Annotated in this window: 12 protein-coding genes; 11 read left to right on the top strand and 1 reads right to left on the bottom strand. The window is 53.9% G+C overall.

Going from position 1 to position 14567, the window contains the following annotated elements; genetic code table 11:
• Positions 1–11: 11 nt before the first annotated feature.
• From ACWIZX_RS12865 to ACWIZX_RS12815, 11 genes are all read left to right on the top strand, one after another.
• Positions 12–155, top strand: coding sequence for a bifunctional adenosylcobinamide kinase/adenosylcobinamide-phosphate guanylyltransferase (locus tag ACWIZX_RS12865; protein WP_448336062.1), 144 nt, complete (start codon positions 12–14; stop codon positions 153–155).
• A gap of 187 nt (positions 156–342) precedes the next feature.
• Positions 343–1317, top strand: coding sequence for a leucine-rich repeat domain-containing protein (locus ACWIZX_RS12860; RefSeq protein ID WP_448336061.1), 975 nt, complete (start codon positions 343–345; stop codon positions 1315–1317).
• 119 nt (positions 1318–1436) lie between these two features.
• Positions 1437–5015, top strand: coding sequence for an ATP-binding protein (locus tag ACWIZX_RS12855; protein WP_448336060.1), 3579 nt, complete (start codon positions 1437–1439; stop codon positions 5013–5015).
• Between the two features lie 205 nt (positions 5016–5220).
• Positions 5221–6576, top strand: coding sequence for an ABC transporter substrate-binding protein (locus tag ACWIZX_RS12850; protein ID WP_448336059.1), 1356 nt, complete (start codon positions 5221–5223; stop codon positions 6574–6576).
• Between the two features lie 76 nt (positions 6577–6652).
• Entirely contained in the window at positions 6653–7579 is a 927-nt protein-coding gene (locus tag ACWIZX_RS12845; RefSeq protein ID WP_448336058.1) for a carbohydrate ABC transporter permease, read from the top strand.
• Positions 7576–8421 carry a carbohydrate ABC transporter permease gene (locus ACWIZX_RS12840; RefSeq protein WP_322792160.1) on the top strand — a complete coding sequence of 282 codons (846 nt, stop codon included), beginning with the start codon at positions 7576–7578 and terminating at the stop codon, positions 8419–8421. The genes ACWIZX_RS12845 and ACWIZX_RS12840 overlap by 4 nt, the downstream gene beginning before the upstream one ends.
• Before the next feature lie 19 nt (positions 8422–8440).
• Complete coding sequence (locus ACWIZX_RS12835; protein ID WP_448336057.1) at positions 8441–9274, top strand: glycoside hydrolase family 16 protein; 834 nt, start codon at positions 8441–8443, stop codon at positions 9272–9274.
• Positions 9258–10046, top strand: coding sequence for a glycoside hydrolase family 16 protein (locus ACWIZX_RS12830; protein WP_448336056.1), 789 nt, complete (start codon positions 9258–9260; stop codon positions 10044–10046). The genes ACWIZX_RS12835 and ACWIZX_RS12830 overlap by 17 nt, the downstream gene beginning before the upstream one ends.
• Positions 10047–10067: 21 nt before the next feature.
• The gene (locus ACWIZX_RS12825; protein ID WP_448336055.1) at positions 10068–13556 is read left to right on the top strand and encodes a hypothetical protein; all 3489 of its coding nucleotides are present in this window, start codon (positions 10068–10070) and stop codon (positions 13554–13556) included.
• A gap of 85 nt (positions 13557–13641) precedes the next feature.
• Positions 13642–13878 carry a DUF4160 domain-containing protein gene (locus ACWIZX_RS12820; RefSeq protein ID WP_448336054.1) on the top strand — a complete coding sequence of 79 codons (237 nt, stop codon included), beginning with the start codon at positions 13642–13644 and terminating at the stop codon, positions 13876–13878.
• Entirely contained in the window at positions 13859–14158 is a 300-nt protein-coding gene (locus tag ACWIZX_RS12815; RefSeq protein WP_448336053.1) for a DUF2442 domain-containing protein, read from the top strand. Before ACWIZX_RS12820 ends, ACWIZX_RS12815 begins: the two co-directional genes overlap by 20 nt.
• A 46-nt stretch (positions 14159–14204) precedes the next feature.
• On the opposite strand, the gene ACWIZX_RS12810 is transcribed toward ACWIZX_RS12815, so the two are convergent.
• Positions 14205–14567 (bottom strand): SDR family NAD(P)-dependent oxidoreductase (locus ACWIZX_RS12810; RefSeq protein WP_448336052.1); only part of this gene is annotated, 363 nt, incomplete at its 5' end.

Genomic DNA, 14567 nt, shown 5'->3' with positions numbered 1-14567 from the left:
TTTCCAACGAGGTGGGCATGGGGCTGGTGCCGCCCTACCCGCTGGGGCGTCTGTTTCGCGACGGGCTGGGCTGGCTCAACCAGCGCCTGGCGGCGCAAGCCGACCGCGTCCTGCTGCTGGTGGCGGGCATCCCGCTGGTGGTGAAGGGGGAGTGAGGGTTGTGATGGTATTCTTATGGTATAATAATTGTAAATTAAAAATTTGATATAATTGATTTCGTTGTTTATATTTCTGTAATAGTTACATCGGTTATTTTATCCTTCGATAAAGAGGGAGGATTTGTGAAGATTCAACAAGAATTGGGGTGGATTAATAGAGAAAAAAACCATGGGAGAAGATTCAATGAAGTTTCTTATTAAGGTATTGATTATTGTGGGGATGGCATTTGGCTTGGCGGAAGTAGATGTGGTCAGTGCACAAAGTTTTAGCTGCTACACGGTGAGAGATGTACCGGTGGTGGAGTGTGAGGCGCTGGTGGCACTGTATTACAACACCAACGGGGCGGGTTGGACGAACCGAACCAACTGGCTGAAGACAAACACGGTGGATGACTGGTACGGCATCACTGTGGAAAATATGCACGTGACGCGGATTAATCTGAGAGAAAATAATTTGAACGGTATGCTTCCTAAGCAGTTGGGCAACCTGAGCAATTTGGTGTATTTAGACCTTTCCAGCAACCATCTGAGCGGAAGCATTCCGTCTGAGTTAGGTAACTTGAGAAATTTGGAGACATTGGAACTTATTGAAAATCAACTGAGCGGAAACATTCCGCCTGAACTGGGCAATTTGAGCAATTTATTCGGATTAAATCTTTCCAACAACCAACTGAGCGGAAACATTCCACGTGAGCTGGGCAGCTTGAGGAATTTGGAGGTATTGTATCTTTCCAGCAATCAACTCACCGGAAACATACCGAAAGAGTTGGGCAGTTTGACCAATTTGCAGAGGTTGTGGCTAAACAACAATCAACTGAGCGGGAGCATCCCGGCACAGTTGGTCAACTTAAGATGGTTGTTCGAGTTAATACTTTCGAATAACCAACTAAGTGGGAGTATTCCCGTCGAGATAGGCTATCTAGTCAATTTAAAATCCTTGTTTTTACATAAGAACCAATTAAGCGGGGACATACCGGACAGTTTCACCAATTTGATCGATTTGATATGGCTGAACCTGGATTACAACCACTTGACGGTACCAAGTGATTATCCCAATTCCAGTAATCCATTGCACATATTCTTGAAAGACAGGGATTCGGACTGGCACTTAACGCAGACAAATCTTCTTAAGGTTTACCTTCCGCTGGTGAGGCGGTAACGTTGATGGCATAAGTGAACGGAGAGAAAGGACAGCTCCATGCAAATGGGGCTGTCCCGCTTTGTTGGGTTGGTTGCGCCGCTCGATATTCTATGCTATTCTTTTATTGAGGGCCAATCATGATGACCGCTCAAGCAGGGCATGCCATGCAAGTTGGAATGCGTAACCCGGCAGCCACCCGCCCGACCATCGGCGTTTTGGCCGGCTGGCAATTTTACCGTACCGCCACCAACCTGAGCTACCTGCTGCCCATCTACCGCGGGATGAGCCGCGCCGCGCAGAAATTGAATTGCAATTTACTGCTGGCCTGCGGGATTGGCCCTTCGGCCAGCCCCAGCGATCCCTACCGCCCGGCCTGGCCGGTTGCCGCCAACGATCAGGATTTTGTGCCCGTCGGCCCGTGGAATACCCACGGTCTGATTGTGGCGGCCCCCCTCCATTCTCCCGAACGCGCCGAATACATCCAGCAGCTGCGGGCTGCCGGTTTGCCGGTGTTGTTCATCGGTTCCGGAGAACCCGGCCCTACTATCATGGCCAATAACACCGCCGGAATCATGGCGGCTGTACAGCATCTGGTAGGGCACGGACGCCGGCGAATTGCCTTTGTGGCCGGTTCGCCGGACGATTTACGGGGCGATTCGGGCCGGCGGTTACAAACCTTTCGGGATGCCTGCGCCCAATTCGATCTGGCGCAGGACGAGCGGCTGATTGTCTACGGCCGGCATGTGTATGACGGCGGGTTTGCCGCCGCACAGCAAATTTTAGCCAGCCGGGTTGACTTTGACGCGCTGATCGCCAGCAACGATGAGTCGGCCATCGGTGCGATGGATGCCCTGAAACAGGCCGGCCTGCGCATCCCCGAAGATGTGGCCGTGATTGGCTTTGACAACCGGCTGGAAGGAGCGGTGCAGCAGCCCGCGCTGACCAGCGTGCACGTGCCGCTGTTCAACATGGGCTATCAGGCCATGGAGCAGATGTGGCAGCACCTGAGCCTGGGCGTGCCTTTGCCGGATTCAATTGAGGCGGATGCACATCTGGTCATTCGACAGTCCTGCGGCTGCGGAAAAACCACAGCCGGGCAGGTTTCACTCAATGCGGCGCAACCCCTGTTTTGGCAAATTGCCGAACAAATTCAAAAACAGGTCTTCGATCTGTCCGAAGAAGAAACCCTGGCGCTGTGCCGCAATTTGAGCGAGGCCTTTGAAACCAGTCTTGAAAGCGGCGATCCGCTGGCTTTTCGAACGGCATTGAAAGAGGTTTTGCAGCGAACCGTAAAAAGTCAGGATGGCGCTCACATCTGGCAGGATGCCATCACCCTGCTTGGGCAAAGCCTGAAAGAACGCAGCGATCCATCCTTGGGTCAGCTGCTTTTGGATGAAGCGCGGGTATCTGTCAGCGACCAGATGCAGCAACAATACCGCCTGTATGTGCTCAATGAGCGCTGGACATCCAGCCGGTTAAGCCTGCTCACTGCCCGCCTGCATACCGCCCTGGATGAGAAACAAATCTATGATGTGCTCGCCCGCTACCTGCCCGATCTGGGTATCCAGCTGGCGCTGGTGAGCACCTTTGAGGCGGAGGGCGATGATCCCTTTGCCTGGAGCAATCTGCGCGATGCCCTCAACCCGCAGGCAGCGCTACGCCGTTTTCGCAGTCAGGATTTTCCGCCGGAAGGGTTGTTTCCTGAAAACCGCCCGTTTCAACTGACCCTGATCCCGCTAACCGATCCAACCGGGCAAATTGGCATCATGGTGTTTGATACCGCCCATCTCAATCTGTACGGTGCGATTGTGCAGCAGTTGAGTGGAGCGCTGAATACTGCCCGCCTTTACCGTCAGGCTACCGAAGCGCGGCGGGCAGCCGAGGAAGCCAACCGGCTGAAAAGCCGCTTTCTTTCCACCATCAGCCATGAACTGCGCGCGCCGCTGAACCTGATTGTGGGGCTGAGCGGTTTGATTCTGGAAGAAAGCGAAGAGCAAACCGCCATGCTGCCCGAAACCATCCGCCGCGATATTGAGCGGGTTCACGCCTATGCCCAGTATCTGGGCGGTTTGATCGGGGATGTGATTGATCTGGCTTCCAGCGGGGCCGGTCAGCTGCGCTTGCAGTACGAGGCGGTAAATCTGGGGGAAACCTTGCGCGTGGTCGCCGAAAGCGGAAGGCAACTGGCTCAGGATAAGGGGGTGTCCTGGCAGGCTGACCTGCCCGAATCCGGCCCGTGGGTATGGGGCGACCGAATCCGCCTGCGGCAGGTGGCGCTCAATCTGGTCAACAATGCCATCAAGTTCACGCCGCCGGGAGGAACCGTGAACCTGTCGCTTTTATCTCAGGGTGGGCAGATCATCCTGAAAGTGCGCGATACCGGCATTGGCATACGGCCGGAGGAACAGACAAAAATCTTCGAAGCTTTCTACCGTTCTGAGCGCAGTGTGGTGGGCGGGTATCCCGGCCTGGGGCTGGGGCTTTCTATTTGTAAAACGCTGGTGGAAATGCACGGCGGGAAGATTGAAGTGATTTCCAGCGGAGTTACCGGCGAGGGCACCACCTTTCAGGTCAAATTGCCGGAAATTCCCCCACCGGAAGAACAGATGCTGCCGGCGCCCCAAACCATTGGGGCTGAAAAGACCATTTTACTGCTCTTTGAGGTGCCGGAAGACCGTCAGCGTCTGGCGGACCGGCTGCAGCAGCAGGGGGTGCGCCTGATTCAGTTCCCGCTTGAGCAGACCAGCGGGTGGCAGGCGCAACTGGTGCTCAACCCGCCGGATGCCATTGTGCTGGACATCAAAGACGAATCGGGAATGGCCTGGCGGGCGATGAAGATGATCAAAAGTCTGCCTTCGGCGCAGGAAATACCGGTGATGTTTTACAACACCTCGCCGCAGGGTGAGGCGCTGCTCAATCTGGATTACCTGACCAAACCCATTGAACCGGAAATGCTGGTACGCGCCATAGATCAGCATGTGGCGCTTTCGGATTTGCCCCCGCAGGCTGTGCGCACCTTTCTGGTGGTAGATGACGATGTGGCGGCGCTGGAAATGCACACCCGCATGATTCGGCTGCATTCGCCTACCAACCGGGTGCTGGTAGCGCAGAATGGACGCGAAGCGCTCAATATCCTCCTGAGGGAAAAAGTGGATCTGGTACTGCTGGATCTGCAAATGCCCGAATTGGACGGCTTTGCCGTGTTGCAGGCCATGCGCGAAGCGCGCTGGGCGCACAACATACCGGTGATTGTGATTACCGGTAAAGATTTGACCGAAGATGATCTGGCGCGCCTGAACGAAGGTGTTTCGGTGGTATTGCAAAAAGGGTTGTTTGCAACCGATGAAACTATTGCCCACATAGGCGCCGCCCTGGAACGCAAACGCCGCCTGAGTCTGGATGCGCAACGGCTGGTGCGGCAGGCCATGTTGTTCATTCATGAAAACTATGCCGAACCCATCACCCGCAGTGATATTGCCCAACACATCAACATCGCCGAAGATTACCTGACCTTCTGCTTTCGGCAGGAATTAGGCACTACGCCCATCAAATATTTGCAGCGTTACCGAATTCATCAGGCAAAAAAGCTGCTGAAGGAGAGCAGCCTGAGTGTGACCGAGATTGCAATGCAGGTTGGCTTTGGAGACAGCGGTTATTTCAGCCGAGTCTTTCACCGCGAAACCGGCCTCTCACCGGAAGCCTACCGGCGTGCCTGAATAATTCCGGTTGGGCGATAGCCGATACCGCAGAGCGCCAGCCGACCCCTCAACTTCCCCCTCTCGTTTCTATGTTTTATCCAACCGAATCACGCTTTTCTCCATGCCGGAGGCAATCGGTTTTCCTACAATGGAGAAAGGTGATGTCCGTTACCCTATCAATCCCCACCTCATATTCAAAATTCCTAAAAAGGAGAAAGAGACGATGTCCAAAAAAGTGTTTCTGTTGATAAGCCTGATGGTGATTTTTGCTACCATTCTGGCTGCCTGTGGCACACCGGCTACTCCCACCGCGGATAGTTCGCAGCCACAAAGCCCCACGGCTGCCGGCGAACAACCCGCCAAAAAGGTTACTTTGCGCGTGCTGGTTCACCAAAACCCGCCGATGGTGGAATTCATGGAAGCGTTCAATAAACAATTCCAGGACCGCTACCCCAACATCACAGTGGATATGTCCGTGGTCAACGCCAATGACCTCAGCACCGTTTCACAAACCCGCCTTTCGGCAAATGACATTGATGTGCTGGATATTTTTGGTTTTGCCAACGGCGCCCAGCCGTACATGAAGCAGGTGGACCCGCCCAACTGGCAGCAGCTGATCGAAGCCGGTCTGCTGATGGACCTGACCGGTCAGGATTTCCTCCAGTACTACGATACCCCCACCATTAACGATGCCGGTTCCTACAACGGCAAAGTCTATGCTGTCAACCTGGGACGTGTGATTTACAGCGGCATTTACTACAACAAGGCCCTCTTCGAACAATACAATGTCAAAGTTCCCACCACCTGGCCGGAACTGGTCGCCGCATGTGAAACCTTCAAGGGCGCCGGTATTCCCTGCATGACCGCCGGTGGTAAAGACGGCTGGCCGATCTTCGTCGGTGCCTATGGCTTGATTGGGTCAATTTACCCCGATCAGGAAGCGCTGGTCGAAGGATTGTGGACCGGTAAGATCAAGTGGAACGACGAAAAATCGCTGGAAATGTGGCGCAAGATGCAGATCTACGCCCGTGACATGATGGAAGAAGGCGCTAGCGGTATTGCCGGCGATGCTGCGCCCGGCCGCTTTGCCTCCGGCGCGGTGGCCATGTTCCCCGGCGGCAGCTGGTATGCTCCTGCCATCGAAGCCGCTCAGCCCGATTTCGATTGGGGCTACATCCCCTTCCCCGGTTCCGACAACCCCGAAGACAACAAGTACTGGTTCGGCAAATACGATCAGGGTTGGGCAATTGCCAATAACACCCCCAACAAAGAAGCCGCCCTGCTGTACCTGAAAGAGTTTTCTGAACCCGCCAATTACCAGGCATTTGTGGATGCAGTTGGTTTCATCCCCACCCAGCCGACTGCCAAACTCAACACCAAAATTGGCGCCGAAATTGCTCCTTACCTCGCTAACTTCCGGGTTGGTTACGAACAGTACTGGGTTGCCCCCAAGGGCGCCGGTCAGTATGCCAATCCATGGGCTTCGTACTTCAAACCGTTTGGCACCTTCGATGACCCCGTAGAACTGGCCAATAAGGTTCAGGAAGACCTGCAAGCCGGACTGGATGCCGTGAAGTAAAACTTTACCAAGAAGGCTGGGCTTCCTGCTCCGGCGGGAAGCCCAGCTCCTTTCACAGAAAGGAATGGGTGATCGCATGTCTTACCATTTTGGCCGCGGCTGGTCGAAGTTGACACCGTATCTTCTGCTTTTACCCGGATTATTCTTCTACTTTCTGATATCGCTCGGCCCTTCCATCGCAACCGGATTTTTTTCCTTCACTGATGCCACCGGTATCAAAGGCGCGCCGATCCGCTGGATTGGGTTGGATAACTACCGCGAATTTTTGTTCATGGGACGCGCCTCGCTGGATAATCTGGATGCGCTCAAACGAACCCTGATATTCAGTTTCGTGGTCACCACCGTCCAGTTCACGCTGGGATTGATTGTGGCTTTGATTGTCAATCAAAAGCTCAAATTTACCAACATCTTCCGCACCATTTACTTTATGCCGGTCATCCTTGGGGTGGTCATTCAGGGTCTGATGTGGTCGCTGTTTCTCTACCCGCTGGGCGGCCCTGTGGCGAAATTTCTGGCATTGTTCGGCATGCGCTCGGAGTTTTTGGGCGGTCAGCCTACCGAAGCGTTTGCATGGGTCATCTTTGTGCAAATTTGGGCGAATCTGGGCATCACCATGATGATTTTCATCGCCGGTTTGCAAACCATCCCCAGTGAATTGTATGAAGCGGCACGGATTGACGGGGCAAACACCTGGCAGGTTTTTAAAAACGTGACCTGGCCGCTGCTCACCCCCAGTGTAAATACCAATCTGTTGCTGAATGCGATTGGCAGTTTGCAGGCCTGGCAGCTGTTCCTTGTTCTGGTGGGGTATCGCAACGGCACGCAGGTGCTCGGTTATCTCATCTACGCTACCGGCTTTGGTCAAACCTCGGGCAGTGTTACCACCAGTTTCCGGCAGGGCTATGCTGCCGCGGCTTCCATTGTCTTGTTCCTGCTGGTGCTGGTCATTGGTCTGACGCTTCAAACTTTTCTGCAGCGCAGAGAAAAGAGGATATTAGGATGAGCGCTCAAACAGCCGGAAAATTTGTCTCCCGAAGAATTCGTTGGGATGTGATTGGTTCCTATCTGGTGATGATTTTCTTTGCTTTGCTTTATATTGGGCCAATCCTGATGCTGGTGAATACCTCCCTGAAAACGATGCCCTCTTTCATGAAGGACGCCACATCGCTGGCAACCGAACTGCATTTTGAAAACTTCCGCGAAGCGTGGGTAAAAGCCAATTTTCCCCAATATCTGCTGAATTCGATTATTTACACCGTTTCGGCGACCACCATTTACATACTCACTGCCGTTTTTGTGGCTTTTCCAATTGCGCGCGGCTATGTCAAATACTCGGGTGTCATTTTGACGTTGTTTGTCATTGCCCTCTTTCTGCCTCCCGCGCTCATCCCGCAATTCCAGCTGATTCTGAATTTGGGGCTGTATAACAACCCGATTGGTTACATCATGTTGTTCCTGGTCAATCCAATTGGGATTGTGATCCTCGTCAATTACATCAAAACCATTCCAAAAGAGCTGGATGAGGCTGCCGCGATTGACGGCTGCGGCTATGCCCGCTTTGTCTGGTCAATTGTATTGCCGCTCATCCGCCCGGCCATTGCCACCGTAATCGTTCTGCACGCCATTGGCATCTGGAATGAACTGATTGCCCCAACCATTTACCTGACCAGCAAGCAGTACTACCCCATCACCCGCGGTTTGATCGTCTTCCAGGGTGTGTATGGCAGCAACTGGCCAACCCTCGCTGCTGCGGTATTACTACTGACTCTGCCCATGCTGGTTTTGTTCCTGTTCCTGCAGCGTTATATTGTCTCCGGTTTGACAGCCGGTTCGGTCAAGGGATAAACCTGTAGAGGAAATGGTCATGAATCGCACCCATTCTATTTTCACCGCACTGCTTTGCCTGTTGCTGGTGGTGAGCAGCACCGGCTGCGCGCCAGCCGCACCCCCCACTCCGGCTCCCACACCCATTCCGACCCTGGAAGGCTGGACGCTGACCTGGCATGATGAGTTTGACGGCGAGCAGATTGACCGCACCAACTGGACCTACGATATTGGCGGGCACGGCTGGGGCAATGGTGAAATGCAGTACTACACCGACCGCCCGGAAAATGCCCGCCTCGAGAACGGCTTTCTGGTAATTGAGGCGCGTCAGGAAAAGTACGGCGGTTCTTATTACACCTCAGCCCGTCTGAAAAGCGAAGGTTTGCGTGAATTTCAGTACGGGCGGCTGGAAGCCCGTCTGAAAGTGCCGGAAGGCAAGGGTTTTTGGCCGGCTTTCTGGATGCTGGGTTCGAATTTTAAACAGGTGGGCTGGCCGGATTGCGGTGAAATTGACATCATGGAATATCTTGGCAAAGAACCCGACCTCATTTTGGGGACGCTGCACGGCCCCGGGTATTCCGGTGCGTTGGGCATCAGCAAATGGAATCGTCAAACCTACAACATTGCCGATGACTTCCACACCTTTGCCATCGAGTGGGATAAAAATCAAATTACCTGGTTTTACGATGGTGAAGCCTACCACACCGTTACACGGGAAGATGTGGGCAGCCGCCCGTGGGTATTCGATCAGCCGTTTTTCTTCATCATCAACCTGGCGGTTGGCGGCACCCTGGGCGGCATGGTCAGCCCTCAAACGGTTTTCCCGGCACAATATCTGGTGGATTACGTGAGAGTTTATGAAAAACAGCCCTGAAACACTCTTCTTTGACGATTTCACCGCTGCCCATCTCAATCGGGATGTCTGGAATGTAGAGGTTACAGGCAAAATTTACAACAATGAGCAGCAGGCTTACATTGATTCGCCCGAAACCGTCTATATTTCGCATAGCGAAGCAGACTGCAACGGCGCACTGGTTCTGCAGGCTCACTACCGCCCTGGTTTCAGCACTCCGCAAGGTGCGCCTTTTGATTTTGTTTCCGGACGGGTGCACACCCGCGGCAAATTCACTTTTCGCTATGGGCGGGTTTCGGCCCGCTTGAAGACACCGGCGGTTAGCGGGGTCTGGCCGGCATTTTGGGTGCTGGGCAATGGGGGGGAGTGGCCGGCCTGCGGCGAAATTGACATCATGGAGGCAGTGGGCGAGCCGGACTGGGTCAGTGCAGCCGCTCACGGTCCGAATTACTCCGGTGAGGCCGGTCTGGTCAATAAAAAGTATTTTCAGCCGCCGGATAGCATTGCCGAATGGCACATCTACACCGCCGAGTGTACGCCAGAGAAGTTGTTGTTCTTTGTGGATGATGAGTTGATATATCGAATTACCCGCCCAATGGTTACCTTTTTCGGGCCGTGGGTATTTAACAGCGAAAAATTCCTGATCCTCAACCTTGCTCTGGGTGGTACCTATCCCTATAAAACCAACGGCATCCATCAACCCTATTATGGATTGCCCTCCCCTGCCGTACAGGAAATTCAAAATAACCACGTGCGCTTTCTGGTGGATTGGGTCAAAATAACCACCCTTTGAGCGCAGGATGGAGAATCTGCCATGCTGACTTCCAAACATGTCCCCACCTATCTTGGAGAAACCCTGCTTGCGCCTCCGCCGGTTGAACCTATCGGGGGATATGTGACGATGCTGGGTGAAATGTATTACAAAATTCAGCATTATGATGCCATGCCGCCCTTTTTTATGAGCATCGTCAGCGGCGCTGACCACTGGTTGTTTATTGCTTCGACCGGCGGTCTCACTGCCGGACGTGTCAACGCCGACAATGCCTTGTTCCCCTATTACACCGAGGATAAAATCACCGAAAACAGCGAAAACACCGGCGCAAAGACCATCATCCGGGTGACACGAGGGGCACAAACCTGGCTTTGGGAGCCGTTTTCCATTCGTCAGCAGGGGCAGTACCATGTCGAGCGCAACCTGTACAAGAACAATCCCGGCACAGCGTTGGTTTTTGAGGAAATCAACCACTCGCTGGAACTGGTATTTCGCTATGCCTGGCGCACCAGCGACCGGTTCGGTTTTGTCAAAACGGCCTGGCTGCGCAACACCAGCCAGTTGAAAAATCCTTGTGAGGTGGAGCTGCTGGATGGTTTGCAAAACATCCTCCCGGCAAATATCAACGCTACGACTCAAAATGTGTTCAGCTGCCTGCTGGATGCCTACAAGCGCAGTGAACTGGACGAAGAAACCGGTCTGGGGCTTTTTTACCTGAATTCTCGGTTGACCGATCTGGCCGAACCCAGCGAGTCGCTTTCGGCAAACAGCGTCTTTCAGGTAGGACTTCAACCGCTTGGCACACTGCTCTCATCGCAACAGCTGGATGCTTTTCGCTTTGGCGGCCGGGTTGAAACCGAAGAGGAAGTGCGCGGTAGACGCGGGGCGTACTTCATCTACACAAAACTGCATCTGGAAGCCGCCGAAGAGACAAGCTGGTATCTGGTTGCCGATGTAAATCAGAATCACGTTTCTCTGGCTCTCCTACGGGATTTTCTCAAAACTCCGCTGGATACCCAGAAAGAGGCGATCGAACAGGACATTGATTACAGCACATTCAACCTGCAAAAAATCGTTGCCAGCGCAGACGGCCTGCAGGTTTCCGAAAACGTGCTTGCCAGCGCGCACCACTTTTCCAATGTACTTTTCAACATTATGCGGGGCGGCGTATTTGCCCGCTCGTACTGGATTGAGAAAGAGGACCTGCTCGATTATGTGCGCACGCATCAGCATGACCTGCCGAAAACCCATGCGGAATTTTTTGCCGCCCTGCCGGAGAAAATTCACCTTGCCGGGCTGCGCAAACATGCCGCCAGCCTGGACTCGCCCGATCTGCGCCGCCTGCTGAACACTTATTTGCCGCTGACCTTCAGCCGCCGGCACGGCGACCCCAGCCGCCCGTGGAATCGCTTTTCCATCAACATCAAAAAAGCGGACGGCTCTCAACGGCTGGATTACGAGGGCAACTGGCGAGATATTTTCCAGAACTGGGAAGCGCTGGCGTATTCCTTCCCCCAGTACATTGATGGTATGCTGGATACCTTTCTGTGCGCCACGACCGCCGATGGTTACAATCCCTACCGCATCACCCGCGCCGGGCTGGATTGGGAAGTCCCCGAAGAGGGCAACCCGTGGGCCAACATCGGCTACTGGAGTGATCATCAGATCATTTATTTGCAAAAATTGATGGAAGCCAGCCAGCGTTTTCATCCCGGGGCCTTGCGCGAACGGCTCAATCAACCGCTGCTGAGTTATGCCCATGTTCCCTATCGCATCAAATCCTATGCCGAGTTGCAAATAGACCCGTACAACACCATTATCTTTGATCACGATCTTCACCAGCGCATCGAAGCACAGGTGCTTCAGCACGGCAGTGACGCGCGCCTGCTGAGGGATGCCAGCGGCAGGGTGGTGCATGCCTCGCTGACCGAAAAACTGCTCACTTTGCTGCTGGCAAAACTGGTCAATTTTGTCCCTGAAGGCGGCATCTGGATGAATACCCAGCGCCCGGAATGGAACGATGCCAATAACGCCCTGGTGGGACGCGGGCTTTCGGTTGTCACGCTGGGTTATCTGCGCCGTTTCCTCGCCTTTTTCCGTCAATTGATTCAAGAGGAGGCTGCTGAATTTACCCTGCACAGTGAAGTAGCCGACTTGCTTGAAAAAATCGCCGAAATTCTGCGGCAATTCCACCCCCTTTTGACAGGGACATTTAGCGACGGTCAGCGCCGCGCGATGATGGACGCCCTCGGCGAAGCCGGCAGCCAATACCGCCAGAATCTCTATGCCAATGGCTTGAGCGGCAGGATGGACAATTTGACCGCCGATGAATTGCGTGCTTTCCTGAGTATGGCGCAGGAGTATGTGGAGCACAGCCTGCGCGCCAACCGGCGTGCGGATGCACTCTATCATTCCTACAACCTGCTGCGGCTTGAGCCGGGAATCGCTCAGATTGACCGTTTATACGAAATGCTGGAAGGGCAGGTGGCGATTCTATCTTCCGGGTTGCTCAGCGGGGAGGAGTCGCTGGCCCTGCTGCGCAGTTTACGGAACAGTTCACTCTACCGCGCCGATCAGCACACCTACATTCTTTATCCCGACCGGGTGCTGCCATCCTTCCTGCAGAAGAATACCATTTTGCCCGAACAGGTCAGCCATTTGAAATTACCGGCCATTCTGGTGCGGGATCAGGATAATTCTCTCTTCACGCAGGATATTCACGGTACCTTTCACTTCGCCAGCGGCCTGCGGAATGTCAAAGATGTGCGTACTGCGCTGGATGCGCTCAAAAGGCAGCCGGCCTATGCTGCGCTGGTTGAAGCGGAAAGCCAGGCTATCCAGGATCTGTTTGAAAGCGTCTTCCGGCATGCTGAATTTACCGGACGTTCGGGCACTTTCTTTGCCTACGAGGGGCTGGGCAGCGTGTACTGGCACATGGTATCCAAACTGTTGCTGGCCGTGCAGGAAACCGTCCTGAGATTTCAGAATGAGGCGGTGGGTGAGGCACTGCGCTCGATTTACAGGGATGTCCGCGCCGGGTTGGGATACCAGAAATCACCCGCCGAATACGGCGCATTCCCAACCGATCCTTATTCCCATACCCCCAAAGGTAACGGAGCGCGCCAACCCGGTATGACCGGCATGGTCAAGGAGGAAATTCTCACCCGTCAGGCGGAGGTCGGCCTTCAATTCAACGAAGGGCGGTTGGAGTTCAACCCCTACCTGCTGGATGCCGGTGAATTGCTTACTGCGCCGAGAAACTTCACCTATCTGGATGTTTTTGGTGAACAGCAAACACTGTATCTACCGGCCGGTTCGCTGACCTGTTTTGTCTGCCAGACCCCCGTTACGGTGCAGTTTGGCAAACGGGATGAGATTGAAATTCACTATGCCGATGAAACCTGCCGAACGCTGAGCTGCTGCCGCCTGGATGAAGAAACCAGCCGTCAGATCTTCTGGCGGGATGGTGAGATCAAACATATTGTGGTGAGCTTTGCCCATAATAACAAAACTGCAGGTGAAGAACGATAAGTACAAAGAAAAATTGGTAACCTAGAAAAAAACAGCCACCCAGGGTGAATTTTGCTATAATTTAATCTGGAAGCAGTTTATATCTATGCCTACTGTTTTGCTGATTGGTTCCTACCGTTTCTTTTTCGTTTCTCTGGATTACGGCGAACCGCCTCACATCCATATACAACGGGAAAAGTTTGTTGCCAAGTTTTGGCTGGATCCAGTTCAACTAGAAAAATCCGGTGGTTTTAAGGCGCAGGAACTTAATCAAATTGCCAAGCTTGTACAGGAACACCAATCCTATTTACTGGAGCGCTGGTATGAATACTTTGGTCGGTGAAATAGAAAGGGCGCGCGCCCAGGCTGTAAAGGTGACTGATGACATGCTCACCATCGAACTGATTGATGGACGGATCATCAGCGTCCCCCTGACGTGGTATCCCCGTTTGTGGTATGGAACTCCGAGCGAACGCGCTCATTTTGAGATTATTGGTGATGGGGAATATATTCACTGGCCAGAACTGGATGAGGATTTGAGCGTCAGTGGTATGCTGGCTGGTCGCCGTTCCATGGAAAACCCCGAATCGCTTAAGAAGTGGCTGGCCGAGCGCCAGAAATGAGGCCGCTGGTCTTGAGAATGGACAGCTTACAAACGCAGGGGAAGGGTTAGAATGTGACCGTCAGCCCGCCGTCCACCACAATCACCTGACCGGTGATGTAGGTGGCGTCCGGGCCGGCGAGAAAGTAAGCCACACCGGCTATTTCTTCCGGCCGGGCGGCGCGGCGCAGGGGCAGGTGATGCCCTTCGACATAGTTGCGCCGGAACCATTCACTTTCCAGCTCGTTCACGCCGTTGACCACGCTCATCGGCGTGTCCACAAAGCCCGGCGCGATGGCGTTGACCAGAATCCCGCGTTCGGCCAGTTCCAGCGCGAGAGCGCGGCATAACTGATTGATGGCGGCTTTGGCCATACTGTATGCGCTGGCGCCGCGCTCGGCGCGTTCGCCGTGAATGGAGGTGATGTGGAT

The organism is Bellilinea sp. (genome assembly GCF_053501535.1).
Note: the sequence above shows the minus strand (reverse complement) of the source record. Positions and strands in the feature narration are given on the sequence as shown.